At 70.8% G+C, this 26,857-nt stretch carries 28 protein-coding genes; 16 read left to right on the forward strand and 12 right to left on the reverse strand.

Features of this window, described 5'->3' with window-relative positions:
• The 3 genes from ACWENQ_RS11715 to ACWENQ_RS11725 are packed head-to-tail and all read left to right on the forward strand — an operon-like array spanning position 1 to position 2,004.
• Positions 1-654 carry a potassium channel family protein gene (locus ACWENQ_RS11715; RefSeq protein ID WP_452414002.1) on the forward strand — a complete coding sequence of 218 codons (654 nt, stop codon included), beginning with the start codon at positions 1-3 and terminating at the stop codon, positions 652-654.
• Positions 655-712: 58 nt separating this feature from the next.
• Complete coding sequence (locus ACWENQ_RS11720) at positions 713-1,156, forward strand: hypothetical protein (protein WP_452414004.1); 444 nt, start codon at positions 713-715, stop codon at positions 1,154-1,156.
• Entirely contained in the window at positions 1,141-2,004 is an 864-nt protein-coding gene (locus ACWENQ_RS11725; RefSeq protein ID WP_452414006.1) for a hypothetical protein, read from the forward strand. The genes ACWENQ_RS11720 and ACWENQ_RS11725 overlap by 16 nt, the downstream gene beginning before the upstream one ends.
• Here the strand turns inward: ACWENQ_RS11725 and ACWENQ_RS11730 are convergent.
• Together ACWENQ_RS11730 and lysS are read right to left on the reverse strand one after the other, a co-directional pair.
• The gene (locus ACWENQ_RS11730) at positions 1,900-2,286 is read right to left on the reverse strand and encodes a thiol-disulfide oxidoreductase DCC family protein (protein ID WP_354907421.1); all 387 of its coding nucleotides are present in this window, start codon (positions 2,284-2,286) and stop codon (positions 1,900-1,902) included. The two genes, ACWENQ_RS11725 and ACWENQ_RS11730, sit on opposite strands and share 105 nt — an antisense overlap.
• Positions 2,287-2,296: 10 nt before the next feature.
• Positions 2,297-3,958 carry a lysine--tRNA ligase gene (gene lysS / locus ACWENQ_RS11735; RefSeq protein WP_449927140.1) on the reverse strand — a complete coding sequence of 554 codons (1,662 nt, stop codon included), beginning with the start codon at positions 3,956-3,958 and terminating at the stop codon, positions 2,297-2,299.
• 229 nt (positions 3,959-4,187) lie between these two features.
• Here lysS and ACWENQ_RS11740 point away from each other — a divergent pair, with 229 nt between their 5' ends.
• Both ACWENQ_RS11740 and ACWENQ_RS11745 read left to right on the forward strand, forming a co-directional pair.
• Positions 4,188-4,535, forward strand: a complete 348-nt coding sequence (locus ACWENQ_RS11740) for a YybH family protein (protein ID WP_354907423.1) — start codon at positions 4,188-4,190, stop codon at positions 4,533-4,535.
• On the forward strand, positions 4,532-5,182 hold the full coding sequence (locus ACWENQ_RS11745) for an HAD family hydrolase (RefSeq protein WP_452414008.1): 651 nt from the start codon (positions 4,532-4,534) through the stop codon (positions 5,180-5,182). Before ACWENQ_RS11740 ends, ACWENQ_RS11745 begins: the two co-directional genes overlap by 4 nt.
• Before the next feature lie 23 nt (positions 5,183-5,205).
• Here the strand turns inward: ACWENQ_RS11745 and ACWENQ_RS11750 are convergent, their stop codons facing one another.
• On the reverse strand, positions 5,206-8,112 hold the full coding sequence (locus ACWENQ_RS11750) for an AAA family ATPase (RefSeq protein ID WP_452414010.1): 2,907 nt from the start codon (positions 8,110-8,112) through the stop codon (positions 5,206-5,208).
• Between the two features lie 10 nt (positions 8,113-8,122).
• Positions 8,123-8,803 carry a hypothetical protein gene (locus ACWENQ_RS11755; protein WP_452414012.1) on the reverse strand — a complete coding sequence of 227 codons (681 nt, stop codon included), beginning with the start codon at positions 8,801-8,803 and terminating at the stop codon, positions 8,123-8,125.
• Between the two features lie 325 nt (positions 8,804-9,128).
• Here ACWENQ_RS11755 and ACWENQ_RS11760 point away from each other — a divergent pair, with 325 nt between their 5' ends.
• Positions 9,129-9,422, forward strand: a complete 294-nt coding sequence (locus tag ACWENQ_RS11760) for a carboxymuconolactone decarboxylase family protein (RefSeq protein WP_354907427.1) — start codon at positions 9,129-9,131, stop codon at positions 9,420-9,422.
• On the opposite strand, the gene ACWENQ_RS11765 is transcribed toward ACWENQ_RS11760, so the two are convergent.
• Positions 9,412-9,864: a flavodoxin family protein gene (locus tag ACWENQ_RS11765; RefSeq protein WP_449927128.1), complete on the reverse strand. Its 453-nt coding sequence runs from the start codon at positions 9,862-9,864 to the stop codon at positions 9,412-9,414. The two genes, ACWENQ_RS11760 and ACWENQ_RS11765, sit on opposite strands and share 11 nt — an antisense overlap.
• Positions 9,861-11,045: a PQQ-dependent sugar dehydrogenase gene (locus ACWENQ_RS11770; RefSeq protein ID WP_452414013.1), complete on the reverse strand. Its 1,185-nt coding sequence runs from the start codon at positions 11,043-11,045 to the stop codon at positions 9,861-9,863. The genes ACWENQ_RS11765 and ACWENQ_RS11770 overlap by 4 nt, the downstream gene beginning before the upstream one ends.
• Positions 11,046-11,209: 164 nt before the next feature.
• On the opposite strand from ACWENQ_RS11770, the gene ACWENQ_RS11775 reads away from it, so the two are divergent.
• Positions 11,210-11,962, forward strand: coding sequence for an SDR family NAD(P)-dependent oxidoreductase (locus ACWENQ_RS11775; protein WP_452414015.1), 753 nt, complete (start codon positions 11,210-11,212; stop codon positions 11,960-11,962).
• A 106-nt stretch (positions 11,963-12,068) separates the two neighbouring features.
• Here ACWENQ_RS11775 and ACWENQ_RS11780 read toward each other — a convergent pair whose 3' ends face one another.
• A complete protein-coding gene (locus ACWENQ_RS11780; protein WP_354907431.1) occupies positions 12,069-13,280 on the reverse strand; it encodes an ABC transporter ATP-binding protein in 1,212 nt (403 codons plus the stop codon).
• Positions 13,281-13,448: 168 nt separating this feature from the next.
• On the opposite strand from ACWENQ_RS11780, the gene ACWENQ_RS11785 reads away from it, so the two are divergent.
• The gene (locus tag ACWENQ_RS11785; RefSeq protein ID WP_449927119.1) at positions 13,449-14,492 is read left to right on the forward strand and encodes a LacI family DNA-binding transcriptional regulator; all 1,044 of its coding nucleotides are present in this window, start codon (positions 13,449-13,451) and stop codon (positions 14,490-14,492) included.
• Here ACWENQ_RS11785 and ACWENQ_RS11790 read toward each other — a convergent pair.
• Together ACWENQ_RS11790 and ACWENQ_RS11795 are read right to left on the reverse strand one after the other, a co-directional pair.
• Positions 14,458-14,856 carry a YchJ family protein gene (locus ACWENQ_RS11790; protein ID WP_354907433.1) on the reverse strand — a complete coding sequence of 133 codons (399 nt, stop codon included), beginning with the start codon at positions 14,854-14,856 and terminating at the stop codon, positions 14,458-14,460. The two genes, ACWENQ_RS11785 and ACWENQ_RS11790, sit on opposite strands and share 35 nt — an antisense overlap.
• Complete coding sequence (locus ACWENQ_RS11795) at positions 14,853-15,338, reverse strand: glutathione peroxidase (RefSeq protein WP_449927113.1); 486 nt, start codon at positions 15,336-15,338, stop codon at positions 14,853-14,855. The genes ACWENQ_RS11790 and ACWENQ_RS11795 overlap by 4 nt, the downstream gene beginning before the upstream one ends.
• Before the next feature lie 178 nt (positions 15,339-15,516).
• Between ACWENQ_RS11795 and ACWENQ_RS11800 the strand changes: the two genes are divergently transcribed.
• Positions 15,517-15,933, forward strand: a complete 417-nt coding sequence (locus ACWENQ_RS11800; protein ID WP_452414016.1) for an aggregation-promoting factor C-terminal-like domain-containing protein — start codon at positions 15,517-15,519, stop codon at positions 15,931-15,933.
• Positions 15,934-16,235: 302 nt separating this feature from the next.
• Entirely contained in the window at positions 16,236-16,739 is a 504-nt protein-coding gene (locus ACWENQ_RS11805; protein WP_354907435.1) for an aggregation-promoting factor C-terminal-like domain-containing protein, read from the forward strand.
• A gap of 49 nt (positions 16,740-16,788) precedes the next feature.
• Here the strand turns inward: ACWENQ_RS11805 and ACWENQ_RS11810 are convergent, their stop codons facing one another.
• Positions 16,789-17,433: a TetR/AcrR family transcriptional regulator C-terminal domain-containing protein gene (locus ACWENQ_RS11810; RefSeq protein ID WP_354907436.1), complete on the reverse strand. Its 645-nt coding sequence runs from the start codon at positions 17,431-17,433 to the stop codon at positions 16,789-16,791.
• A gap of 79 nt (positions 17,434-17,512) precedes the next feature.
• On the opposite strand from ACWENQ_RS11810, the gene ACWENQ_RS11815 reads away from it, so the two are divergent.
• Positions 17,513-18,628, forward strand: a complete 1,116-nt coding sequence (locus ACWENQ_RS11815; protein ID WP_449927105.1) for a ferritin-like domain-containing protein — start codon at positions 17,513-17,515, stop codon at positions 18,626-18,628.
• Positions 18,629-18,631: 3 nt separating this feature from the next.
• Here ACWENQ_RS11815 and ACWENQ_RS11820 read toward each other — a convergent pair whose 3' ends face one another.
• Positions 18,632-20,053 carry a pyridoxal phosphate-dependent decarboxylase family protein gene (locus tag ACWENQ_RS11820; RefSeq protein ID WP_452414018.1) on the reverse strand — a complete coding sequence of 474 codons (1,422 nt, stop codon included), beginning with the start codon at positions 20,051-20,053 and terminating at the stop codon, positions 18,632-18,634.
• Positions 20,054-20,074: 21 nt separating this feature from the next.
• Positions 20,075-21,412 carry a sensor histidine kinase gene (locus ACWENQ_RS11825; RefSeq protein ID WP_452414019.1) on the reverse strand — a complete coding sequence of 446 codons (1,338 nt, stop codon included), beginning with the start codon at positions 21,410-21,412 and terminating at the stop codon, positions 20,075-20,077.
• 101 nt (positions 21,413-21,513) lie between these two features.
• Here ACWENQ_RS11825 and ACWENQ_RS11830 point away from each other — a divergent pair, with 101 nt between their 5' ends.
• The 5 genes from ACWENQ_RS11830 to ACWENQ_RS11850 all read left to right on the forward strand — a co-directional run bounded on the left by ACWENQ_RS11830 (position 21,514) and on the right by ACWENQ_RS11850 (position 26,816).
• Positions 21,514-22,203 carry a response regulator transcription factor gene (locus tag ACWENQ_RS11830; RefSeq protein WP_452414021.1) on the forward strand — a complete coding sequence of 230 codons (690 nt, stop codon included), beginning with the start codon at positions 21,514-21,516 and terminating at the stop codon, positions 22,201-22,203.
• Between the two features lie 101 nt (positions 22,204-22,304).
• A complete protein-coding gene (locus ACWENQ_RS11835) occupies positions 22,305-22,598 on the forward strand; it encodes a hypothetical protein (protein WP_452414023.1) in 294 nt (97 codons plus the stop codon).
• Between the two features lie 152 nt (positions 22,599-22,750).
• Complete coding sequence (locus tag ACWENQ_RS11840; protein ID WP_452414025.1) at positions 22,751-23,209, forward strand: anthrone oxygenase family protein; 459 nt, start codon at positions 22,751-22,753, stop codon at positions 23,207-23,209.
• Between the two features lie 23 nt (positions 23,210-23,232).
• Positions 23,233-24,999, forward strand: a complete 1,767-nt coding sequence (locus tag ACWENQ_RS11845; protein WP_449923941.1) for an ABC transporter ATP-binding protein — start codon at positions 23,233-23,235, stop codon at positions 24,997-24,999.
• Positions 24,996-26,816 carry an ABC transporter ATP-binding protein gene (locus ACWENQ_RS11850; protein ID WP_452414027.1) on the forward strand — a complete coding sequence of 607 codons (1,821 nt, stop codon included), beginning with the start codon at positions 24,996-24,998 and terminating at the stop codon, positions 26,814-26,816. The genes ACWENQ_RS11845 and ACWENQ_RS11850 overlap by 4 nt, the downstream gene beginning before the upstream one ends.
• Positions 26,817-26,857 lie beyond the last annotated feature (41 nt).

Genomic DNA, 26,857 nt, shown 5'->3' on the forward strand with positions numbered 1-26,857 from the left:
ATGAGAAACGACCCCGTGGTCGTCATCGGTCTCGGCAGGTTCGGGACCGCGCTCGCGCTCGAGCTCACCAGACGAGGCACCGAGGTGCTGGCCATCGACAGCCGCCCCAAGGTGGTGCAGGCCCTGGCGGGCCAGATCACCCAGATCGCCGCCGCCGACGCCACCGACCCGGAGGCGCTCGCCCAGCTCGGCGTGCCCGACTTCTACCGCGCGGTGGTGGCCATCGGCGGCGACCTGGAGGCCAGCATCCTGACCACCTCGGTGCTGGTCGACATGGAGATCGAGGACATCTGGGCCAAGGCGGTGAGCAGGCAGCACGGCCAGATCCTCAGCCGGATCGGCGCCCACCGCGTGGTGCTGCCCGAACACGACATGGGCGAGCGGGTGGCACACCTGGTCAGCGGGCGGATGCTCGACTACATGCAGGTGGACGCGGGCTTCGCGCTGGCCAAGACGCGGCCGCCGAAGGAGTACGTCGGGATACGGCTCGGCTCGTCGGGGCTGCGCAAGAAGTTCGGGGTGACCGTGGTGGCGGTCAAGAGCCCCGGCGAGGAGTTCACCTACGCCACGGCGGAGACCGAACTCGCCTACGGGGACGTCATCCTCGTCTCGGGCAGGACCGAGAACGTGGAGCGCTTCGCCGAACTCCCCTGAAACCGCAGATGTCGGAAATATCATGATCAATTGGATCATGATCTGCTAGCTTGCTCGCATGCGGGGCGGCTTGACACAACGGGGTAAAGCGTGGCGGCTGTTCGCGGCGGGGGCCGTGATCGCCGCGCTGGGATACGGCACGGTGCTGGGGGACGACGACCTGTTCCCCTTCGGGCCCATGGTGCAGTTCGCGTTCAGCATCCCGCCGGACGGCGAGATCAAGTCGCTGCACCTGCAGGCCGAGACCGTCACCGGCGCGCGGGTCGAGATCCCCATCGAGCCCTACTACGTCGGCATCCGCCGGGCCGAGCTCGAAGGCCAGCTCAGCCGCTACCTCGCCCAGCCCTCGCTGTTACAGAGCCTGGCGGACGCCCACGAGCGCATCCGCCCCAACGATCCCCGGCTCACCCGGCTCATCGTGATCACCAGGGTCGTCACGCTCGAAGACCGCCGTCCCGCGGGGACCAAGGACGTGGAGAGGGTGTCATGGGTGGTGCGCTAGAGCGGTGGTGGTTCGCTCCCGTCCCGGCGCGGCGGGTGCGGATCATGTCGCTGATCGTCTACCTGTTCCTCCCGCTGGACATGATGCTGTTCACCGGCAGCGTCTGGGGCCACGCCGAGAACCCCGCCGGGTACCGGCCCGTGCTGGTGGCCCGTCTGCTGCACCTGCCGGGCGCCTCCCCCGTGCTGGTCTACACGCTGTTCGCCGTCGTGGTGGTGGCGGCGCTGGTGGCGGCGTGGGGAAGGCTGCCGCGCGCGGCCGGATACGTCGTGGCGGCCGGCTACCTGTACTGGGCGCTGCTGGCCATGTCGTACGGCAAGGTCGACCACGACCACCTCGCGCTGGTCGTGGCCCTGTTCGTGCTGCCGACGGCCGCACGGGCGGGTGAGGAGGCGGCCGGGTGGGCGATGCGGTGCGTCCAGATCGCGGTCGCGGCCACCTACTTCCTGTCCGCCTACGCCAAGATCAGGCACGGCGGCTGGGAGTGGCCGAACGGCGCCACCTTCCAGTGGGCGATCTCCAGGCGCGGCACGTTCTTCGGCGAGTTCGTCGCGGCCCTGCCAGGCGCGCTGCTGATCGGGCAGTGGATCGTGCTGCTGGCCGAGACGGCGTCGCCGGTCATGCTGGCGCTGCGCGGCAGGGCGCTCCACGCGGCTGTCGCCTTCTGGGGGCTGTTCCACCTGCTCACCTGGGCGGCGATCACGATCCACTTCCTGCCGCACGTCATCTGCCTGGCGGCCTTCCTACCGCTGGAGCGGGCGACGATCGGCCGGAAGCGCGCACGCGGGGCTGCCACCAGGAAGCCGGTGCCGGTTGTTGGCGACGGCACGGTAGAGCCCGTGGGCTAGCCAGCGCACCGGCGGCACCCGCAGCAGCAGGCCGAGCGGGCTCCACGGCAGTCCCGCGTCGATGAGCAGCTTGGCCACGGCCTGGGCGCCGCCGAAGACGGCGCCCCGCTCGTCCACCCACAGCAGCTCGTACTCGGCCCGCGCCTGGCTCACACCCAGCGCCCGCAGGTCCGCGAACTGCCACGGGATGATCTCCGCCTTCGTCGGCAGCAGCCGTTCGACGAACCTCACGCAGGTGGTGCAGAAGGCGCAGTCGCCGTCGAAGACGAGCAGGGATCTCATGATCCAGACTCTACGCTCCCAGCAGCTTGCGAACCCGGTCGGCCCCCACGGCCAGCAGCAGCGTCGGCAGGCGCGGCCCGGTGTCGCGGCCGACGAGCAGGGTGTAGACCAGGACGAAGAACTCCCGCTGCGCGGCCTTCAGCTCGGGGGTGGCCTTCGCGTCGGCGGGCAGCCCCGCCTGCCGCTTGGGCACGCCGTAGACCAGGTCGGTCAGCCCGTCGAGCGACCAGTGCGCGTCGAGCCCGTCGAGCAGCAGCCGCAGCGACTCGCGCTGTTCCGCACCCAGCGAGGACAGCAGCTCCTCGTCGGGCTCCGGCCTGACGGTGGTGCGCTGCTCGGCGGGCACCTGGGTGGTGACCCAGCGCTGGGCCTTGTCCAGGCGCGGCCGCACCTGGGCGAGGTCGGTGATCGGCGCGGCCGGGTCGAGCTCGCGCAGGATGCGCAGCGTCTGCTCCTCGTCGCCGGTGGTCACGTCGACGATGGAGGCCAGCATCCGGTACGGCACGCGCCGCTCGGTGGCCGCCAGCGGCTGCTCGGCCGTCCGCACCGCCCTGGCGTGGGCGAGCTGGTCGGCGGGCAGCGCCTGCCCCTCGCTCACCTTGCGCTCCAGGGCGTCCCACTCGTCGTAGAGGCGCTGGATCTCCTGGTCGAAGGCGACCTTGAAGGACTGGGCGGGCTTGCGGCGGGCGTACATCCAGCGCAGCAGCGGCGCCTCCATGATCTCCAGCGCGTCGGCCGCGGTCGGCACGCCGCCCTTGGAGCTGCTCATCTTCGCCATGCCGCTGATGCCGACGAAGGCGTAGCGCGGGCCGATGGGCTGCACGCCGTCGAAGATCTCGCCGACCAGGTGGCCGCCGACCTCGAAGGACGAGCCGGGCGAGGTGTGGTCGACGCCCGAGGGCTCGAAGACGACGCCCTCGTAGGCCCAGCGCATCGGCCAGTCGACCTTCCACACCAGCTTGCCGCGGTCGTGGGTGGCCAGCCGTACGGTCTCGCCGAAGCCGCACTCGCAGGTGTAGGCCAGCTCGGTCGTCTCGTCGTCGTAGCCGGTGACGGTGGTCAGGTCGCGCCCGCACAGCGTGCAGTAGGGCTTGTACGGGTAGTAGCCCGCCTCCTCCTCGGCCGCGCCGGAGCCTTCGAGCGCGGCGGCCTCGTCGGCGTCCTTGGCCTTCGGCTTGGCCTTGGTGCGGTAGCGGGCCAGGACGGCGTCGATGCGGTCACGCTCGCGCATCGCGTGGAGGATCTGCTCGCGGTAGGCGCCCGAGGTGTACTGCTTGGTCTGGCTGATGCCGCGGTAGGTGACGCCCAGCCTGGCCAACGCGGAGATCATCGGGGTCTTGAAGTGCTCGGCCCAGTTGGGGTAGGCGCTGCCAGGCGGGGCGGGCACCGAGGTGAGCGGCTTGCCGATGTGCTCGGCCCACGACGGGTCGATGCCCGCGGGCACCTTCCTGAAGCGGTCGTAGTCGTCCCAGGACAGCAGGTGGACGCAGTCGAGGCCGCGCCGCCTGATCTCGTCGGCCACCAGGTGCGGGGTCATGACCTCGCGCAGGTTGCCCAGGTGGATCGGTCCGGACGGGCTGAGCCCCGAGGCGCAGACGATCGTTTTGCCGGGCGCGCGCCGCTCCGACTCGGCGATGACGTCGTCCGCGAGTTGGGAGACCCAGTCGGTCATGGAACAGCCCTTCCATCGAAGTGTGACGCCCCATTCTGACGGAAGAATCGGCGGGTATGGACGCGACCGCGCCAGGCCGCCGGTTCCGTCCGGCCCGGCCGGCCTGCCGCGGGCCGTTCGGAGGCCGTTCGGAGACCGTTCGGAGGCCGTCGCCCTGCGGTTCGGCGCCGGGCGGCGGAGCGCACCCTCGGCGGCGGCCGCCTCGCCGGGCCCGGGTAGAAAGGTGTCCATGACCCACCTCGCGAGCTGGATGGACGCCTACATCCGGGCCTGGCACACCAACGACCCCGACGACATCGGCGCGCTGTTCGCCGACGACGCCGTCTACTTCACCGAGCCCTACGCCGAGCCGTGGCGCGGCAAGGACGCGATCGTCACGCGATGGCTCGAGCGCAAGGACACCGACGGCCCCGCGGCCTTCGAGTACGAGCCCGTCGCCGTCACCGAGGAGGTGGCCGTGGTCAAAGGCGTCACCACCTATCCCGACACCGCCTTCAGCAACCTGTGGCTGGTCAGGCTGGACGCCGGGGGCCGGTGCACGGAGTTCGTCGAGTACTGGATGGAGCAGCCCGCATGAGCCGGCCTGTCGTCTTCGACCTGGACGGCGTGCTCGTCGACTCCGAGCCGGTGTGGGAGGAGGTCCGCAGGGCCTACGTCGCCGCGCACGGCGGCACGTGGCTGCCAGAGACCCAGTCGAGGCTCATGGGCATGAGCACCGGCGAATGGGCCGCCTACCTGGCCGAGCTCGGCGTGCGGCGGTCGCCGGACGAGATCGCGGCGGGCGTGGTCGGGCTGATGGCCGAGCGGTACCGCCACGGCGTCCCCCTCATGCCCGGCGCGAAGGAGGCGGTCGCCCGCCTGGCCGAGCACCGGTCGCTGGGCCTGGCCAGCTCGTCGCCCCGCGCGCTCATCGACGTCGTCCTGGACGCCACGGGGCTCGGCGCGTTCTTCTCCGCGACCGTCTCCACCGAGGAGGTCGCGTACGGCAAGCCCGCGCCCGACGGCTACCTGGAGGCGGCGCGGCGGCTGGGCGCCGACCCGCGCGGCTGCGTGGCTGTCGAGGACTCCAGCAACGGGCTGCGCTCGGCGGCCGCGGCCGGGATGCGGGTGATCGCCGTCCCCCATCCGAGGTACCCGCCCGCGCCCGACGCCCTCGAACTGGCCGCCGCGGTCGTGCCCGCTCTCGGCGATCTCACCCCCGGCCTGGTCGACCGGCTCGGCTGAGCACCCACCGGCGCGGTGGGTGCTCAGAGGCGTTCGTCGGGCCCGCGGCGGCCGTCGTAGCCGAGCAGGCGCATCGCTGTCTCCGGGTCCATGGCCGCGGCCAGCAGCTGGGCGCGGGCGTTGGCCCTGTCACGTTCCTGCTCGGCCCGCTTCTGTCCCGCGCGCACCGCCTTCAGCGCGATGAGCGCCACCCCGATGCCGACGACCACCGCCACCACGACGACGAACAGCACGAGCAGCAGGCCGGGGGACATCGCGCCGACCGCGCTGCCGGTGGCGCCGGTCGCCGCCAGCGCGCCGAACAGCGCGAGGCCGGCGAGCGTGAACAGGCTGCCCACGACCACCCACGCGGTCGCGCCCGAGCGGCGCGCGGGCGGCGGCTCGGCCGTACCGGACGAAGCGGCCAGGAAGGGAGCGGGCATCTGCGGGGCGGTCCCGAACGGCGCCGCCTGGTGACCCGGTGTGGCGGGCGCGCCGGGTTGCGGGGGCTCCCACGGGACGAACTGGGGCCGCCGGTCGTCCGGCACCAGCGCGTTGCCGGGCGAGGGGGCGGCGGCGTCGGCCGGGTCGAGCACCTGCACGTCGTAGGACGGCTCGGCGATCCCGGCCGTGACCTCCACGACGCCGGGCAGGTCGCGCTCGACGCCGCTGTGCTCGCGGTGCGCCCTGGCCGCGTCGCGGTGGTACTCCTCGATCTCCTCGATGAGCGTCTCCGACCGGTAGACGCCGCCGTCCACCAGCGGGCCCTGCCGCCCTTCGAGCACCGCGACGACGTCCTCGCCGTTGAGCGTCTTGTGCGTCTCCAGCGCGTGGGCCAGGCACAGCACCTCGCGCCGGTGCTCGCGCAGCAGTTCCTCGGTCTTCTCCAGCAACCTGACCAGGTTGAACTCGACGCGCTCGCTGAGATGCTCGGGGACGACGCCCTCGCGCGGCGCGGGACTCTGCTCCTGCGCCCCCGGCTGGCCGCGCAGGGCCTTGCCGGCGTGGATGCCGAGCTCCTGCAGCGCGGGCAGGGAGGCGATGCCGGTGCCCATGCCCCAGTGCGACTCCATGAGCCCGACGAGATAGGTCGCCGACATGAGGTCGCCGGAGACGCCGGAGGAGTTGTCGTCGCCGAAGAACATCCGCTCGCCGGCCAGCGAGGCGAGCGAGACCATGATGTCGGCCTCGTGCTCGGACTTCCACCGGGTGAACTGGTCCTCGGGCTTGATCGAGGCGACCATGCCCAGGTAGTCGGCGCCCTTCTCGATGGTGGCGATGTCGATCTCGAGGTGGTAGCGGGTGCGGTAGGCGATCACCGCGTGGCAGGCCTCGTGGACGGCGACCGCGTGCCGTTCCCGCTCGATGTACTCGACGTCCTCGGGCGGGCCGAGCTGCTTGAGCCGCTTGGCGCGCAGCACGTCCGACCAGGTGATGGTCTCGCGGCCGTCGCGGATGGTGGTGATGAGCGCCTCGTTGACCAGGTCCTTGATCGTGGCGCCGGTGGCGTACGGGGTGATCGTGGCCAGCTTGTCGATCTGCTCGTCGGTCAGCTCGTGCTGGACCTTGGCGAAGTAGCCCTGGTAGGTGCGGACCCTGCCCGCCTTGGACGGGTAGCCGACCTTGTAGATGCGGTCGATACGGCCCGGCCGCAGCAGCGCGTCGTCGAGGGCGTCCGGCATGTTGGTCGCCATCATGACCAGGATGCGGTACTTCGGCGGCGGCTTGGGGCGCATGCCGAGGGCGCGCCGTACGAGCCGGTTGAACAGGCCGCGCGGCTTCTTCAGGCCGGACAGCTCGGTGAGCAGCGCCTGCAGCGTGCCCATGTCGCCGCCGCCGTTCATGCCGCCGCCCATGAAGAACCTGCTGTTCTCGGTGTCCGGCGGCGTGACCCTGGTGGACAGGATGGATCTGGACGACTCCGACAGGTAGCCGAATCCGTGGCAGCCGTCGGCGCTGAAGCCCTGCCCGGGCGGGGCCTGCCCGGCCAGGCGGCCGCGGCGGCCGAGGGAGTCGGCCTCGTCGAAGAAGACGATGACGCCGCCGTAGCGCAGGGCGAGCTTGCGCAGCTTCCTGAACAGCGACTTGACCTTCAGCACGCCGATGCCCATGAACATGTTGATGAACGCGCCCGGGTCGACGAAGACGTACGGCTTGCCCGTCTCGCCGGCCACGGCCTCGGCCATCAGCGTCTTACCGGTTCCGGGCGGCCCCCACAGCAACAGACCGCTGGGCACGTAGCCGCCGCGCGCCTCGATGGCGTCCGGCTGCTCCAGGAAGACGATGTTCTCCTTGACGCGCTCGACCACGTGGTCCTGGCCCCACACGTCCCTGAACCTGGTCTTGATGTCGTCGGGGTAGTAGGTCTCGACGCCGCCGCGCGACAGGAACCAGAACAGTCCGACGAACTGGAAGATGACGAAGAAGAACGCGAAGGCCAGCTGGGCGACGTACGGCAGCGCCTGGAAGGCCAGCGCCGGAGCCTGGAACAGGGCCAGGAAGGGGCTGCGGTCGAGCACCGCGCCCAGGACCAGAGCCAGCACGGTGACCCAGAACAGGATCTTGATGATCCTGGCGAGCCTGAACCTCGTCCAGTCGCTGAACCGGCGGTGCGTCCACCGTTCGAAGCCGCCGAAGACGCCCTTGCTCCAGAAGCGGTGGTAGCCGGGCGAGCGCTCGCTGACGAAGAAGTGCACCTGCCGGACGAGTTCGGCGGCCAGCAGGTAGAAGATCCACGGATGGTTGTCCCGGATACGCTGTAATGCGTCGGTGAAGGGCATGATGCCCTCGTAGTCGGCCATCTCCTTCCAGGCGAGCACGAGGAAGGCCAGGCCCAGGCCGAGCATGAACTTGCTGCGATCCCAGAAGGCCATCCGCTTGCGGGTCACGGAGTCGGGATCGTTGGGGCCGCTGCCGGGAGCGCGCAGTCCCTCAGGGTGGGTCGTGGTCACGGTCGCTCCCTCATCCTGGCATCTTGAGCAGCTTGAAGGACTCGGCGATGTTGTCGAACTCGGCGACCCTCTTGCTGAAGCACGCGGCCGTGCAGCGGATCAGCAGCACCGAGACGGTCCCGCCCGTCCGGTCGAGGTAGGCGGTCTGGTCGAAGGTCTGGACGGTGTCGCCGATCAGGTAGTTGAACCGCACGCGCACGCCTCTCGCGCCGTCGCTGAGCACGATCGGCTGGTCGGTGAGCAGCTCGAACCGCGCGAGGGTGGGCTGCTGGCCCGCCTCCATGAGGCGCTGGGTGTAGGCCTGCCGCATCTCCTCCGTCACGGGCAGGATGAAGTCGCGCATCGTGTTGAGCGAGACCACGTTCCGCTGCGGTTCGGTCAGCCGGTGGACGGTGGAGTAGACGAACGGGTCCTGGGAACCCAGCAGGTGGTCCACGGCCGGTTCGGGGGCCTGGTCGAAGGCGGTCGACCAGACCAGCTGCTTGCGCAGTTTCGCCGTCTCGGACTCGGGATGGTCGCCGCTGAGCAGGAGATCGATCTTCGTGGAGTCGATCTTCGAGAACGAGGAGGGCACCTTGAAGTAGGTGGTGCCTTCCCTGTCGCGCACGTAGGTGTACTCCGCCTGACCGCAGGCGGCGACTCCGGCCGTCAGCACGGCCGTGACCGTGGCCGTGCTGACGGCCGCTTTCATCCAAGCCCGTGTCTTTTTCACCAGGGCTTACCTCCGCGTTACCCGCCAACGCCTTGGTTGTGCCCGTTTTTGGCGGCTAATCTCCTCTTCCGGCCCCAGAAGTCTTGACCAAAGCGCAGCCGACTATTGGCTGTGTTTGTTATAGATCGCTGAGACGCGCGGAGAAAGTCCGGATCAAGACCTACTCGCCCATCTCTACCCTGCTGCAACGTTTGCGCAACCAGGGAACGGCCAAGATGTCTTGCCGAAGGGCCTATCTCTTCGCGCCGGACTGGCGAAGGATAAGGAGCTTCGGACCCCCCTCCCGCCTCGCTCGGAGCGCGACATGAACGAACCGATCAACTTCGCCATGACCGTGGAGCACCTGTTCGCCGAGGTGTGGGCGCGCGAGGCGATCAGCGACCGCGACCGCCGGCTGCTGCTCATCGGCCTGCTCGTCGGACAGGGGCTCGACCAGGCGGTCGAGATCCAGCTGGAGACCGCGTTGCGCACCGGCGACCTGAGCGCGGAGGAGCTGAGGGAGACGGTCGTCTTCCTGACCCACTACGCGGGATGGGCGCGCGGGGCGCGGCTCAACGCCCAGGTGGAGGACCTGATCGAGCGCGTGGTCATGGGCTGATCGTCGCCGCGGCCGTCGCGCCCAGCTCCCAGCACGCCTCCAGGTCCGCCTTGGTGACCGCGCCGATCACCACGACGGGCGCCGCGACCGGCTCCCAGCCGAGACCACGCGTGATCGACTCCACGCCGCGCACCGCCCCCGTGGCGTCGTTGTTGCCGTGCACGTACAGCCCGTACGGCAGGCGCCGCGTCTCCTCCAGGCACGGGTAGTAGATCGTGTCGAAGAAGTGCTTGAGCGCCCCGCTCATGTAGCCGATGTTGGCGGGGGTGCCGAGGATGAGCGCGTCGGCGGCGAACACGTCGGCGGCGGTGGCGTTGAGTGCGGCCCTGGTGACCACTTCGACACCCTGGATCTCGTCGGTCGTCGCGCCCTCGCGCACCTTCTCCAGCAGCTCGTGCGTGGCCGGTGAGGCGGTGTGGTGGACGATCAGCAGCCGGCTCACGACGCCGCCCGCACCTGGTAGAGCCCGCCCTGGAGGCTGAGGGCGTAGAGCTCGCCGTCGTGGCCCTGCCCGAACGACGACAGCTGCTCGACCCTGCCGACCTCGATGCCGTGCGCCGGGTCGCTCACGGGCGCGGCCTTGACCCATCCGGCGCAGAAGTCGCCGTACAGGAAGTGGCCGGCCAGCCCGGGGATCCGGGCACCCCGGTAGACGTGGCCCGCGATGACCGAGCAGGTCCCGTCCTGCCCGAGGGGATAGGTGATGACCGGCTTGACGGCTCCGGCGGCCCGCACGCCGGTGTCGAAGGGATGCCCGCCCTCGAAGGCGTTCCAGCCGTAGTTGCGGCCGCCCTTGCCGCTCGGCTCGTGGTCGACCTCCTCCCAGGCGTTCTGGCCGACGTCGCCGATCCACAGGTCGCCGGTCCTGCTGTCGAAGCTGAAGCGCCACGGGTTGCGCAGGCCGTACGCCCAGATCTCCGGCCTGGCCCCGCCGCGGCCGGTGAACGGGTTGTCCGGGGGAACCCGGTAGGGCGTGCCGCGCGGGTCGATGCGCAGGATCTTGCCCAGCCAGGTGCCCAGGTTCTGGCCGTTGCCCTGCGGGTCTCCCCCGCCGCCGCCGTCGCCGAGGCCGATGTAGAGGTAGCCGTCGGGGCCGAAGGCGAGCTGCCCGCCGTTGTGGTTGGCGTACGGCTGGTCCTGGGTGAGCACGTCGCGCCGCCCGCCGGCCCTGCGGCCGTCGAAGGCCCACTCGGTGACGTGGGTACGGCCCGCGGCGTCGGTCCAGTCGAGGTAGAGCCACCTGCCGGTCGGATGGAAGGCCACGCCGAGCAGGCCCTGCTCGTTGCCGTCGCTGACCTCGCCGGACAGGTCGACGATCACCTGCTGGCGGCCGTCGACGAGCGCGCGCAGCCGGCCGCTCTGCTCGGCGACGTAGAGCGCCTCGTCGCCCTCGCGCACGGCGAAGGCCACGGGCTTGTCGAACCGGGCGATCTCGGCGAACTCCAGCCTCGCGGGCACCGGCCGCCCAGACGCCGCCCGGTCCGGCGCCGTGGTCACCGCCCCCGCCGAGGGCCGGACGGGCTGTCCCGCCTCGGGGCGGGCAGGCTCCCGCCCTGCCGGCTGGGTGGCCGAGCAGGCGGTCAGCACCGCGACCAGGGCGATGGCGGCAAGCGCGGGGCGCACGCTGCCGATCCTCTCATGCGATCTCGTCACGGTGCCTGTACGCGCCGGGGCCGGGAAAGGTTCGGCGCAGGCGGCGGCCCTGCCCTGGCGCGCGTGCCCGGCCGTGTGATCGTGATCGTCGGCGCGCCGCCGGGAGCGGGCGGGGCGGGCGTTACGCTGGCCGTATGCCTACCGCACTGATCACGGGCGCGACCGCCGGCATCGGCGCGGCCTTCGCCCGCCGCCTTGCCGCCGACGGCTTCTCGCTGGTCCTGGTCTCCCGCGACGAGACCCGGCTCGCCGAGGCCGCCGAACGGCTCAAGCAGAAGTACGGCGTCGCCGTCGACGTCCTGCCCGCCGACCTGGCCACCGACGACGGGCTGGAGCGCGTCGAGGCCCGCCTGCGCGAAGGCGTCGACTGCCTGGTCAACAACGCGGGCTTCGGCCACCCCGGCCACTTCCTCGAGGTGCCGCTCGAGGACGAGGTGCGCATGCTGAAGGTGCACTGCGAGGCCGTGCTCAGGTTCACGCTCGCGGCCCTGCCGGGCATGCGGGCGCGCGGCAGGGGCGCCGTGATCAACGTCGCCTCGGTGGCGGCCTTCTTCACCCGGGGCACCTACAGCGCCTCCAAGGCGTGGGTGGTCAACTTCAGCGAGTCGACGGCCGCCGAGGTGGGCGACCCGAAGATCCGGATCATGGCGTTGTGCCCCGGCTTCGTGCGCACCGAGTTCCACCAGCGGGCCTCGATGGACGTCTCCGGCATCCCCGGCTTCCTCTGGCTGCAGGCCGACGCCGTGGTGAACGAGGCGATGCGCGACCTGGCGCTCGGCAGGACGGTCTCCATCCCCGACCTTCGCTACAAGGCGATCGTGGCGGTGGGCAGGCTCATCCCGCGCGGGCTGACCCACCGGATCTCCGCCATGATCGGCCGCAAGTAGCCCGGCGCTCCCCCCGCCTCCGGAACACGGGGAGCGGACCCCGCGAAGACGATCCCCCCGCCGCGGGAGGGGGTCGCGGCGGGGGGATGCTCGGAAGAGGCGTGCTCTAGCGGTTGGCCTCGTGGCCGATCGCCAGGCCGCTCGCGGCGTCGAAGAAGTGCAGGTTGTGGGTGTCGACGACCAGCTCGATCGACTGGCCGGGACGCACGTGGCTGCGGGCGTTGACGCGGGCAGTCCACAGCGACTTGTCGCCGGACAGCGGCAGCGTGGCTTCCTCGTCGTCACCGGTGTCCTGGGCGGCCACGGTGTCCTTGTGCTCGACCGGCGGGGCGTCGATCAGGAACAGGACGTTGATCTCGGAGCCGAGCTCCTCGGTGACCTCCGCCTTGACGGGCAGGGTGGCCCAGCCGTTGGCGTGGCTGCCGGCGGCGCTGGAGTCCTCGAAGTCGGAGGGCCGGATGCCGAGGATGACCTTCTTGCCGATGTACTGGTCGAGGCCCGGCTTGTCGGAGAAGGTCGACTCGGGGATGGCCAGCTTGTAGCCGGCGAAGGCCACCGCGGCGCCGCCGTCGCGGACCAGCTCGGCGGTGACGAAGTTCATCGAGGGCGAGCCCATGAAGCCGGCGACGAACAGGTTGACGGGCTTGTCGAACAGGTTCTGCGGGGTGTCGACCTGCTGGAGCAGGCCGTCGCGCAGGACGCAGACGCGGTCGCCGAGGGTCATGGCCTCGACCTGGTCGTGCGTGACGTAGACGGTGGTGACGCCGAGGCGCTCGTGCATCTGGTTGAGCGAGGCGCGCATGGAGACGCGGAGCTTGGCGTCGAGGTTGGACAGCGGCTCGTCCATGAGGAAGGCCTGCGGCTCGCGGACGATGGCGCGGCCCATCGCGACACGCTGGCGCTGACCACCGGACAGGGCGGCCGGCTTGCGCTTGAGGTAGGTCTCGAGGCCCAGCATCTTGGCGGCCTCGTTGACGCGCTTCTGGATCTCCGGCTTGGGCATCTTGCGGAGCTTCAGACCGAAGGCGAGGTTCTCCTCGACGGTCATGTGGGGGTAGAGCGCGTAGTTCTGGAAGACCATCGCGATGTCGCGGTCCTTCGGCGGCAGGTGGTTGACCACCTTGTCGCCGATGGCGATCTCGCCGCCGCTGATGTCCTCGAGTCCGGCGATCATCCGCAGCGCGGTCGACTTGCCGCAGCCGGAGGGGCCGACCAGAACCATGAACTCCCCATCCTTGATCTCAAGGTTGAGTGCGTTCACGGCCTTCACGCCACCGGCGTAGATCTTGTCGACGTTTGTCAGAACGATGGATGCCATGACAGTCCTTCGCGCAGCGGGCCGGAACCCGGACGTATGTGGGGGACACCACTCACCGTGGATACGTTTTCATGCATCTCACCCGAAAGGGGGAACCCTGTCAAGAGACCAGGCGATGTTACCCATTCGAGCTGGAAAGCTTCCGGAATGAGTGGTGGAATCGTTTCCATGAAGCGCACCACCATCAAGGACGTGGCGGAGGCCGCCGGCGTCGGCGTGGCCACGGTCTCCCGGGTGCTGTCCGGTGGATCGGCCAGCCAGGAGACCCGCGAGCGGGTGCTCGCGGTGGCCGCGCATCTCGACTACCGCCCCAGCGCGGTGGGCCGCAACCTGCGCCAGCAGCGCGCCGGCGGCATCGGCCTGCTGGTTCCCGACCTGACCGACACCCTGTACGGCAGGCTCGCCGAGGGCGTGCTCGCCTGCGCCCGCTCGGCGGGCGAGCCCGTCGTGGTCGGCTCGACGGGCGACGACCCCGAGCAGGAGGCCGAGCTCATCGGCATGCTGCTGGAGCAGAGCGTCGACCGGGTGATCGCCGTGCCCTCGGGAGACGCCGAGGCGTGGGGCCCGGCGATCAGGGCGGGCATGACGGTGGTGTTCGTCGGCGAGCAGCCCCAGGAGGACGAGCCGTCCGACGAGCCGCTCGACGACCTGCTGATGCTCGACGGCCTGCGGACACCGCCCCGTCCCGACAGCGCCATCCCCGCCGTCCTGGCCGACGACCGCTCCGGTGTGCGTACGGCGGTGCAGTACCTCAAGGGCCTCGGCCATCGCCGCATCGCCTACCTCGGCGGCCCTGGGCGCGCCCGCCGGGTGGCCGCCTTCCGGGAGGCGATGGGCACGCTGGCGGACGAGGAGCTGATCGTCTCCGCCGGCGGCAGCCGCGACTCGGCCTACGCCGCCGCCTCGGGGCTGCTGCAGAGCCGGGGCGACGTCACCGCGCTGGTGGCCGGCGGCAGCGCGCTGGGCGAGGCGGCCGTGCTGACCGCGCGGGAGCTCGGCCTGCGCATCCCGGGCGACCTGTCGCTGGTGATGTACGACGACGTGCCGTGGGCCGAGCTGTGCTCGCCCCCGCTGACGGTGATCGCCCAGCCGGGCCAGGATCTCGGCTACCGGGCGGCCGAGCTGGTGCTCAGGTCGGGCGCCAGGCGCCCGCGCAGCGTGCTGCTGCCCACCGAGCTCATCGTGCGTGGGAGCTGCGGGCCTCGCCGGTGAGGTACACCCAGGCGCCCTCGTGCCGGGTGAACCTGCTGACCTCGCGCATCTCCCCCGCCCTGCCGGCCTGGCTGTAGCGGGCCCGGAACTCGACCGTCCCCTCGGTGTCGCCGGCCCCGCCGCCGCTCGTGCTCACGATCGACAGCCGCTTCCACCGCAGGTACGGCTCGAAGGTGATCTCGGCGGGCCTGGTCGACGGGTGCCAGCTGCTGAGCAGGTAGGCGGCGTCGCCCACCGCGAAGGCGCTGAAACGGGAGCGCATGAGCTGCTCGGCGGTCTCGGCCGCCGCCGCCCCGCGGTGCAGCCGCCCGCAGCAGTCCTCGTAGGCCGCGGGCAGCCCGCACGGGCAGGTCCGCCCACTCACAGGAGCTTCTCGATCGCGGCGGTGACGGCGGGGTCGGACGGCTCGGTGCGCGGCCTGAACCTGGCCACCACCGTCCCCTCGCGGTCGACGAGGAACTTCTCGAAGTTCCACTGGATGTCGCCGGCCTCGCCGTCGGCGTCGGGCGTGGCGGTGAGCGGGCCGTAGAGCGGGTGCCGGTCGGCGCCGTTGACGTCGGCCTTCTCCAGCAGCGGGAAGTCGACGCCGTAGGTGGTGGAGCAGAACTCCTGGATCTCCTCGGCCGTGCCGGGCTCCTGGCCCATGAACTGGTTGCACGGCACGCCGACCACGCTGAAGCCTCGCGGCCCGTACTCCTGCTGGAGCTTCACCAGGCCGGTGTACTGCGGGGTCAGGCCGCACCTGGAGGCCACGTTGACGATGAGCAGGGCCTTGTCGCCGGCCAGCTCGGCGAGCGTGGTCGGGGCGTCCGCGAGGGTGCGGACCGGGATGTCGCGGAGATTCATGATCCGACTCTACCTTCCCAAGAAATGTGACAGAGTCCACTTTTTCTCGCTAAACCCCCTGTACAGCCATAGATCATGTTCTTTACTGACGATCTACCTTTTCATGGTCAATTAGCGACAAATGGCGCGAGTGCGGCAGGGTGACGCAGTCCCCCGACCCCTTCGAAGGGAAGACCGCATGCCTACGCTCCGCCGTACCAGAGCCTTGCTCCTGACCGCCACGGTCGTGGTGTCGGGAGCGGGAACAGCGACGGCGGCGTCCGCGGACGCCGCCGCGACCGGCAGCGCCACCACCGGCGCGAGGAACAAGGCCATCGCCAGGCCCATGGTCGCGGCCAAGGGATGGACCCGGGCCCAGTTCGGCTGCCTGGAGCGGCTGTGGGCCAGGGAGAGCGGATGGAACCACCGGGCCGGCAGCGGCTCGGGCGCCTACGGCATCCCGCAGGCGCTGCCCGGAAGGAAGATGGTCAGCGCCGGCCGGGACTGGCGCACCAACCCCAGGACGCAGATCACCTGGGGCCTGTCCTACATCAAGAAGAGGTACGGCTCGCCGTGCGCCGCCTGGTCCCACTTCCAGGGGCGGGGCTGGTACTGATCTCCGCACCCGCTGTTCGAATACGCATGGTCATCGGGCCGCCGGGCCGATCCAAGGCGAGACCGTTCAGCGGCAAAGTCCTCTTCTTCCGGCGTCTGAGATCACGCACCAGTGGCGACATGGCGTATTAGAAACCGCCTAGAGACATCGTCGCGGTGCCTTCCGGGCCGTCCAGGTCGATCGGACGGGAAAGGATCTCGGAGGCCGCGCGGGCCCGTTCTCGCCCGAGCCACGGGCGCGGATCGGCAGGACCCTTGCTTCACGAAGGTCCGCCCGCACGCGACCCGACTGCAAGGATCAAGTTGGACAGCAAACGCGTTCTCGCCATGGTGGTCGCCTCCGCGGCGTTCACCGGCGGGACATCCACGATCGCCCTGGCCGACGCCGAGTCGCCCGGGACGGTCCACCAGCGGACCTGGACGGTCGCGGTCCAGCCCCACGTGATCCATCACGCCACGTGGACGACCAAGGCCGAGCCGAAGGCGCGGCCCGCGCTGCCCGGCAGGAACACCAACAAGCGGATCGCGCTCGACCTCGTGGTACGGAGGTCGTGGTCGCTGCGGGAGTTCCAGTGCCTGGACAGCTTGTGGACCAGGGAGAGCAACTGGAACCACCGGGCGCAGAACCCCAGCTCAGGTGCTTACGGCATTCCGCAGGCACTGCCGGCGGTGAAGATGTCGGGCGCCGGAAGCGACTGGCGGCACAATCCCGCCACCCAGATCCGCTGGGGCCTGCAGTACATCAAGGGCCGTTACGGCAAGCCGTGCGGCGCCTGGGGCCACTTCAGGTCGCACAACTGGTACTAGGGGCAGCCGCCGAGGGGAAGTGGCGCCTGCCGTGGAAGGGCATCCGGGCTCAGCCCCGGGTGCCCTTCCTTTCCAGGTGGACGGCGATGGCCTGGATGAGCAGGTCGAGGCCGAAGTCGAACTCCTCCTCGTGGTCGCACGAGCCCAGCAGCGAGGACAGCTCGCTGACCTGGGGGAACAGTTCGGGGTCCACGTCGCTGACCGGAGGGGCGCCGGGGACGGGCGCGAAGGTCGGCGTGACCCCCACCTCGCGCAGCAGCGAGCCGATCACGTAGGCGATGAACAGGCGCAGCATGCGCACCGCGTCGGCGCCGTCGAAACCCGCCTGGCGCAGCGTGGTCAGCGCCCGCTCCACGGGGAACAGCCCGGCGTTGGAGTGGAGCTGCCGGCTGACCACCAGCATGGTGGAGCGCGGGTAGTGGTGGGCGATCTGCCGGAAGGCCCTGGCCTGCATGCGCACCCTGTCGGTCCAGTGGGCGCCGGGGTCGTCGGTGAACTCGATCTGTGACAGCACCGACTCGGCGACGCCGTCGAGCAGCGAGGCCTTGTTCGGCACGTGGTTGTAGAGCGACATGACGCCGACGTTCAGGTCGGCGGCGATCCTGCGCATGGACACCGCGTCCGCGCCCTCACGCTCGATGAGGTCGATCGCGGCCGCGACGATACGCACGCGGGAGAGCGGCTCGGTGGGCATAGCTCATTCTATTGACGCACGTACACCGTACGTGCCACGCTCGAGGTATACGTACGGTGTACGTCCCCCTGGAGGCCGCATGTCGACGCACGATCTCTACACGATCCCCGCAGAGCTCTCCACGTGGAACGTGGACATGGCCGGGTCCAGCCGTTTCACCTGGGAGTACGACGACGGCAGGGACCGCATGCTCGCCCTGTACCAGAAGGGCAAGGACAAACAGTGGGACTCGGTGAAGAGGATCGACTGGGACCTGGAGGTCGATCCGTACGACGTGCTCGGCATCCCGGACACCACCATCGCCATCCACGGCACGCCACTGTGGGAGCGGATGGACGACAGGACCCGCGCCGAGGTGCGCAGGCACGGCGCCGCCTGGCAGTTCTCCCAGTTCCTGCACGGCGAGCAGGGCGCGATGATCTGCTCGGCGCGCATCGTGGAGTCGGTGCCCGACCTCGACTCCAAGTTCTACGCCGCCACCCAGACGATGGACGAGGCCAGGCACGCCGAGACCTACGCGCGATTCCTGCAGGAGAAGGTGGGCCTGGCCTACCCGATCAACGAGCACCTCAAGTCGCTGCTGGACTCCACCCTGACCGACTCGCGGTGGGACATGCCGTACCTGGGGATGCAGGTGCTGATCGAGGGGCTGGCGCTGGCCGCGTTCGGCGTCATGCGCGACATCACCACCAAGCCGCTGCCCAAGCAGATCCTCGCCTACGTCATGCAGGACGAGGCCAGGCACGTGGCCTTCGGCCGGATGGCGCTGCGCGACTACTACAAGAACCTGTCGGAGAGCGAGCTGCGCGAGCGCGAGGACTTCGTCATCGAGGGCTGCTACCTCATGCGCGACCGGCTGCGCGGCAGGGAGACGTGGGAGACGCTCGGCCTGTCGCAGGCGGAGGTCGCCGAGGCGATGCGGGCCGTCGACGAGTCGGAGTACCTGCGGCTGTTCAGGTCACTGCTGTTCAGCAGGATCGTGCCGTGCGTGAAGGACATCGGCCTGTGGTCGCCGCGCCTGCAGCAGGCCTACGCCGACATGGGCGTGCTGGAGATGGCGGGGCAGTCGCTCGAGGCGCTCATGAAGCAGGACGAGGACATCGCCGACAGGCTCGACGCCGAACGCTTCGCCGCCGAGGAGGCCGAGCGCCACGCCGAGGTCGCCGAGACCATCGCCCTGGGCACGACCTCCTGACGCCTATCCGGCCGGGTGGACGCGGGCGATGACCTCCCTCAGCACCCGCACCAGGCCGTCGATGTCATCCTCCGTCGTGCGCCAGTTCACGATCGCGGGGCGGAGGGCGGTCATCCCCCGGTAGGTCGTCGTGCCCGCGTAGAAGCGGCCGTCGGCGATCAGCTCCTCGCCGATGCGGTGGTTGAGGTCGTTCAGCTCGCCCTCTGGCACGCCCGGCGGCGCGTAGCGGAAGCAGACCACGCAGAGCGTCACGGGGGCCAGCAGCTCCAGGTCGGGCGCCTTCTCCACGGCCTCTCCCAGGCGCAGGGCCAGGTCGTGATGGCGCTCGACGAGCTGCCGGTAGCCCTGCCTGCCGTAGGCCCGCAGGGTCGCCCAGATCGGGAAGGCCCGCGCCCTGCGGGAGGACTCCGGGCCGAGGTTGTTGTAGTTGACGTCGGAGGGCAGGTAGTGGGCGCCCCACGCGCCGAACGCCCTGAACATCAGGTCCTGGTCGTGGACGAAGGCGAAGCCGCTCTCGTAGGGGACGTTCAGCCACTTGTGGCCGTCGGCGGCGACGGAGTGGGCGCGTTCGACGCCCGCCACGAGGTGGCGCAGGCGCGGTGAGGCCGCGGCGAACAGCCCGAACGCGCCGTCCACGTGCAGCCACGCGCCGTACCGCTCGGCGAGGTCGGCCAGGTCGGCGATGGGGTCGAAGTCGCCGGTGTTGACCTCGCCCGCGTTGCCGACGATCACCGCGGGCCCGTCGAGCGCGGCCAGCTCCCGTTCCATGGCGGCCAGGTCGACGCGACCGGCGTCGTCGCGCGCGCACACCGTCACGCCGTCGCGGCCCACGCCGAGGATCTGCAGCGCTTTGCGGCTGCTGGGATGGATGTAGCCGCCGGCCAGCACCGGCATCCGCGGCAGCCCGGCCAGCCCTTGCGAGACGATGTCGGCGCCGTGCCGTTCGCCCCACCACTGCCGCGCGCAGGCCAGCCCGGTCAGGTTGGCGAACGTCGCGCTCGGCGTCAGCACTCCCCCGTACGGCTCCGGCAGCCCGCACAGGTCCTTCAACCACGCCAGCACCACCTTCTCCGCCCGCGCCGCCAGCGGCGAGGTCAGGTGCAGCCCGCCGGCCTGGTCGAGCAGCGAGGTCACCCAGTCGCCCGCCTGCGCCGCGGGGGTGGCGCCGCCGACGACGAAGTGGAAGAAACGCGGGCCCGAGGTCTGTGTCGACGCCCTGGTGCCCACGGCGAGCAGTTCCTCGACGGCCGCCAGCGTCCCCTCGCCCCTGTCGGGGAGGGGACCGTCGAGGAGGTCCATGAGGTGGTCGGCGGCGTGGTCGTGGACCGGGCGGTCGGTCAAGGTGCCGAGGAAGGGGCCGGCGGCGCGGGCGACGAGGTCCAGGGCCGCGGGAGCGGCGTCCCGCTCGAACAGTGGATCATGCATAGCCGGATTCTGCATGACGGATCACCTCAGCGGCAGGCGCAGGACGAGCCGTGCGCCCCCGCGGCCGCTGTCGGCGACCACCAGGCTGCCGCCGTGGGCGACGGCGATGTCGCGGGCGATGGGCAGGCCGAGGCCGGTGCCGCCGATGTCGCGCGAGCGGGCGCTGTCCAGCCTGGTGAAGCGCCGGAAGACGGCCTCGCGCTGGTCGGCGGGGATGCCGGGGCCGTCGTCGCTCACCTCGACGACGGCGTCGCGGCCGTCGCGGGCCACGGTGACGTGGACGGCGCTCTCGCCGTACCTGTCGGCGTTCGACAGCAGGTTGGTCAGCAGCCTGTCCAGCCGCAGCCGGTTGCCGCGCACCATCAGGCCCGGCTCGACGGAGGTGGTGAACGGCAGGCGGGAGGGCCGCCTGCCGACCTCGTCGGCCACCAGCTTGCCCAGGTCGAGCAGCTCGTCGGGCGGGCGCACGCCCGCGTCGAGGCGCGCCAGGAGCAGCAGGTCCTGCACGATCGCCGACAGCCGCCGGGCGTCACCGAGCGCCTCGCCCAGGGTCCTGTCGGCGTCCTCTCCCTCGGGCCTGCCCTCCAGCCGGACCAGCATCGCCGTCAGCGGCGTGCGCAGCTCGTGGGAGGCGTCGGAGACGAAGCGGCGGTGCCGGCCGACCGCGTCCTCCAGCCGCTGCAGCGTGTCGTTGACGGTGATGGCCAGCTCGGCCACCTCGTCGCCGGTGCCGGGCACCGCGATGCGGTCGCTCAGGTCGGTGGCGCTGATCTGCTCCAGACCCGACCTGATGCGCTCGACGGGCGCCAGGACCCTGCCGACGCCGACCCAGGTGGCCCAGGCCATGAGCGTGAGCAGGACGGCGGCGGCAAGCGAGAGGAGCCCGGCGATCAGCGGGACGTCCAGGGCGATCGGCTCCCTGACCGCCGCGTAGGCGATGACCGGGCCGTAGGGGGTGGACCGGTTGGAGGTGCCGACGACGATGAGGCACCGCTGCTCGCCACCGCACACCCGCGTCTGCACCCGGGAGTCGCCCGCCGCGGGACGCGCGGTGGTCAGCGGCGGCCGTCCCCGCAGCGCTTCGCCGGCCGCCACCACCTTGCCGTCCGCGTCCACGACCTGCAGGAGCGCCACGCCGTGCTGCGGCGGGATCGGGCCGTGGACGGGCTCGTCGTCGACCAGCAGGGTGACCTGCCTGCTGGCCTGGTCGGCGCGGTCGACCAGCTGGGCGCGCACCCGGCCGGGAAGGGCCAGGCAGAGTGCCACGACTCCGGCGAGCAGGACGACGCCGAAGCCGACCACGGTGGCGGCCGTCATGCGGGCCCTGATCGAGCGCGGGCGCAAACTGCCGAGGTGCACACTTCCACGGTCACCGACCAGCCATCAGGTGCGGGTCTCGGTGTGGCATGGAGACCGTCGCGCGCGGGTCAAAGCCACGAAAGCACGGATAGCGTGACCTCGTGGTGCATGTTCTCCTCATCGAGGACGACGCGGCGATCAGGACGGCGCTGAGCAGGGCGCTGACCGAGCGCGGCCACGCGGTCTCCTCCAGCCCCACGGCCATGGGCGGGCTGCACCAGGTGATGGACAGCCGCCCCGACGTCGTGGTCCTCGATCTGGGCCTGCCCGACGTCGACGGCTGCGAGCTGCTGCGGATGCTGCGGGCGGTCAGCGCCACCCCCGTCGTGGTGGCCTCGGCCAGGGACGCCGAGTCGGAGATCGTCAAGGCGCTCAACGCGGGCGCCGACGACTACGTGATCAAACCGTTCGGCGCCGAGCAGCTGGAGGCGAGGATCAGGGCGGTGCTGCGCCGAGGGGGCGCTCCCGCCGAGGAGGATCAGGGCATCGAGGTGGGCGGCCTCCGGGTGGACGTGAGGGCGCGCGAGGCGACGCTCGACGGCGTGCCGCTGGAGCTGAGCCCGAGGGAGTTCGACCTGCTGCACTACCTGGCCGCCCGGCGCGGCCGGGTCGTCACCAAGCGGGAGCTGATGGTGGAGGTGTGGCAGGTGCCGTACGGCGGGGCGGACAGGACCGTCGACGTCCACCTGTCGTGGCTGCGCCGCAAGCTCGGCGAGAGCGCCGAGCGCCCGCGCTACCTGCACACCGTGCGCGGCGTGGGGGTGAAGCTGGTGCCGCCCGAGGGGCCGTGACGCCTTAGCGGCGCCTTAACGTCGCCATGACACCGCCCTATGACCGTTCCCCGCATTCTCTGAGATGTCAGCAATAACGAGACATTCGGGGGAATGTTGATATGCGTACCTTCATCGCTGCTTCGACCGTGGCCCTGACGATCACCGCCGCCGCTGTGGCTGGAACCGTGCTCGCGGGGGCCGCCGGCGCCGCCGTCGACGGCGGACGCCACGTCGGCGGCGGCTACGTCGTCACCAGCGCCGGCGGGGCGCCGATCCGCTCCTGTCCCGCCAAGACCTGCGCGGCGGTCGACTGGATCCCCGCCGGTGGCGTCGCCACGGGCACGAAGGCGGGCAACTGGCTGCACCTGGACAGCGGCGGCTGGGCCTGGCTGGGCAAGCTCACCGCCCTCTGACGAAGGGGCCGGACGCCCGCGGCCCTCCAGGCACCACCTGGAGGGCCGCGGGCGTCGCCGCGCCCCGGGTGGCCACCGGGTGATACGGGCGCGCATGCGGGTGAGAGTCTCAGCGATGGAGAGACGGACGGGCGGCCCGCTTGAATACCGGCATGCGAATCGTCCTGGGTCTCTCCGCGCTGGCGACCGGCCTGGTCGCCGGCACGTACTACGGTTTCTCGATCGCGGTCATGCCCGGCCTCGCGGCCGCCGGCGACCGTACCTTCGTCGCCGTCATGAACCACGTCAACGCCGCCATCATCAACCCCGCCTTCCTCGTGCCCTTCCTGGCCGGCCTGGTCCTGCCCATCTGGGCACTGATCCGTCACCGCCGCGCCAGACCTGCCGCGCTCTGGATACTGGCGGGGCTGGTCCTCTACCTGGTCGGTTTCGTGACGACCTCGGCCGTCAACGTCCCGCTCAACGACGGCCTCGCCGCGGGAACCCTCACGAGAGCGCAGTTCGAGGGCCCGTGGGTGGCGTGGAACCTGGTCAGGGCCGTCCTGTCGACCGCCGCGACGGCCTGCCTCGTGCGCGCGATGCTGGAGCCCCAACTCACGAAAACGGCTTGATCCCGGGGCTTAACCTAGAGGAGATGCCTCCCGATACGAAGATTCCCAGCCGTCCCCTGCTCTCTTCCAACTCCCTGTGGCGCATGCGCTCCTACCTGCGCCCCTACGTCGGCAAGCTGGTCTTCATCTGGCTCGTCGCCATCCTCGGCATAGCCGCCAGCATCACCTTCCCCCTGGTGGGCAAGGAGGTGATCGACGCCGGCCAGACCGCGGACCTGCTCCCGCTGGGCCTGCTGGCGGTCGGCGTCGGCGTCGCCGAGGCTCTGATGATCTTCCTGCGCCGCTGGACGCAGACCGGTCCCGTGCTCGGCCTCGAGACCAGGATCCGCGACGACCTCTACCAGCATCTGCAGCGCCTGCCGATGGCCTTCCACAACGAGTGGCAGTCGGGCCAGCTGCTCTCGCGCGCCACGACGGACCTGTCGACCATCCGCCGCTTCCTCGGCTTCGGCATGCTCTTCCTGGTCATGAACGTCATCCAGCTCACCACGGTGACGATCGTGCTGCTGAACATGTACTGGCCGCTCGGGCTGCTGGTGGCCGCCTCGGCCGTGCCCATCGTCTGGGTGTCGCTGCGCTTCGAGAAGAAGTACATCACGATCTCCCGCCAGGTCCAGGACGAGCAGGGCGACCTCGCCACGCTCGTCGAGGAGTCGGCGATCGGAATCCGCACGATCAAGGCATTCGGCCGCCGCCACCACGTCTTCGACACCTTCGACGAGTCCGCGCGCAAGGTCCACGCGACCTCGCTCGAGAAGGTCGGCCTGTCGGCGCGCTTCTTCACCTTCCTCGAGGTGATCCCCAACCTCACGCTGGCCCTGGTCCTGTTATTGGGCGCGCTCGCGGTGGGGTCCGGCTCGCTCTCGCAGGGCTCGCTGGTGGCGTTCACCACGCTGGTGCTGCAGCTGGTCTGGCCGATCGCGAGCCTCGGCTACATCCTGGCGATGGCGCAGGAGTCGATGACCTCGGCCGACCGCGTCCTTGAGGTCATGGACACCGTCCCCGCGATCCAGGACGGCACCGAGACGATCGAGCACCCGCGCGGCCACCTGCGGCTGGAGGGCGTCGGCTTCCGCTTCCCCGGCGCCGACCGCCCGGTGCTCCACGACGTCCGGCTCGACGTACGGCCGGGCGAGACGGTGGCCGTCGTGGGCGCCACGGGTTCGGGCAAGACGACGCTCACCGCGCTGGTCCCCCGGCTGATCGACGTCACCTCGGGACGGGTCACCATCGACGGCCACGACGTGCGCGACCTGAAGCTGAGCTCGCTGAGGGAGGTGGTGGCCACCGCGTTCGAGGAGCCCACGCTGTTCTCGATGAGCGTGCGCGAGAACCTCACGCTCGGCAACCGCGACGCCTCCGACGAGGAGGTGCGCGAGGCGCTCGAGGTGGCGCAGGCGACGTTCGTCCACGACCTGCCGTGGGGCCTCGACACCCGTATCGGCGAGCAGGGCATGTCGCTGTCGGGCGGGCAGCGGCAGCGCCTGGCCCTGGCCAGAGCCGTGCTGTCCAAGCCGAAGATCCTCGTCCTCGACGACACGCTGTCGGCGCTCGACGTGGAGACCGAGGCGCTGGTGGAGGAGGCGCTGCGTCACGTGCTGCGCGAGGCGACCGGCATCGTGATCGCGCACCGCGCCTCGACGGTGCTGCTGGCCGACAAGGTGGCGCTGCTGCGTGACGGCACGATCACCCACGTCGGCAGGCACCAGGACCTGCTGGCCGAGGTGCCCGAGTACCGCTCGCTGCTGGCCCAGGACGCCGACCTGTCCGAGGAAGGAGCCCTGCGTTGACGGCCACCACCGACTGGCGGGGCGTCGCCTCGGAGAACAAGGACGACCTGCCGGAGAAGGTCTCCCTGCTGCTGCGCACCCGCTCGCGCGCCCTGCTGGGCGACCTGCTGAGGCCGCACCGCAGGGCGATCGCGCTGCTGACCGCGATCATCATCTGCTCCAGCGGCGCGGGCCTGGCCATCCCCTACCTGGTGAAGGTCGGCATCGACTCGGGCATCCCGCCGATGCTGCGCGGAGAGGGTCCGGTCACGCTGCTGACGGTGGTCGGGGTCATCCTGGCCGCCGCCGTCACCCAGGCGCTGACCAGGCAGGTCTTCCTCAACCTGTCCGGCCGGATCGGCCAGGACATCCTGCTGGAGCTGCGCCGCAGGGTCTTCGACCACTTCCAGCGGCTGTCGCTCTCCTTCCACGAGAAGTACACCTCCGGCCGAGTCATCTCCCGGCTCACCTCCGACATCGAGGCGATCGCCGAGCTGCTGCAGTCCGGCTTCGACGGCCTGGTCACCGCGGTGCTGACGATGTTCGGCACGGCGGCGCTGCTGCTGATCCTCGACGTGCACCTGGGCCTGGTGGCGCTGGTGCCGCTGCCGCTCCTGCTGCTGTTCACCCGGTGGTTCCGCCGCCAGTCGGCGATCACCTACCGGCGCACCAGGGAGACGGTGGCGCTGGTCATCGTGCACTTCGTGGAGTCGATGACCGGCATCAAGGCCGTCCAGGCCTTCCGCCGCGAGCCGCGCAACCAGGAGATCTTCGGCCGGCTCAACGCCGACTACCGTGACGCCAACGCCCGTGCGATGCAGCTGATCGCGGTGTTCATGCCGGGCATCAAGCTCATCGGCAACCTCACGATCGCCGGTGTGCTGATCTACGGCGGCTGGCTGGCGTTCCACGAGGAGGTCACCGTCGGCGTGCTGGCCGCCTTCCTGCTCTACCTGCGCCAGTTCTACGAGCCCATGCAGGAGATCAGCCAGTTCTACAACACCCTGCAGTCGGCGGGCGCGGCGCTGGAGAAGCTGTCGGGCGTGCTGGAGGAGGAACCGTCGGTTCCCGAGCCGCCGAAGGGCGCACCGCTGGCGGCGGCGCGCGGGCAGGTCCGCTTCGAGGCCGCCGCGTTCTCGTACGTGCCGGAGATGCCCGTCATGCCGTCCCTCGATCTGACGGTTCCCGCCGGTCAGACCGTGGCGCTGGTCGGCGCGACGGGCGCGGGCAAGACGACCCTGGCCAAGCTGATCTCCCGCTTCTACGACCCGACGGCGGGGCGGGTGCTGCTGGACGGGGTCGACCTGCGCGAGCTGGACGAGACCACCCTGCGCAAGGCCGTGGTGATGGTGACGCAGGAGAACTTCCTGTTCTCCGGCACGGTCGCGGACAACATCCGGTTCGGCCGGCCCGAGGCCTCCATCAAGGAGGTCGTCGACGCGGCCAAGGCCATCGGCGCGCACGAGTTCGTCTCGGGGCTGCCCGACGGCTACGACACCGAGGTCGGCAAGCGCGGCGGCCGGATGTCGGCGGGCCAGCGCCAGCTGGTGGCCTTCGCCCGTGCCTTCCTCGCCGACCCGGCGGTGCTCATCCTCGACGAGGCCACCTCGTCGCTGGACGTGCCCAGCGAGCGGATGGTGCAGCGGGCCCTGCGCACCATCCTGGCCGACCGGACCGCGCTCATCATCGCGCACCGCCTGTCGACGGTGGAGATCGCCGACAGGGTGCTGGTGATGGAGCGCGGCAGGATCGTCGAGGACGGCCCGCCCGAGGCGCTCATCGCCTCCGCGGGCCGTTTCGCCGGCCTGCACCAGGCCTGGCTCGACAGCCTGGCCTGAGACCTCCCCGGGCGCGGCGCCCGCCGGCGCCGCGCCCGGGG

The sequence above is a fragment of the Nonomuraea sp. NPDC004354 genome (genome assembly GCF_053602555.1).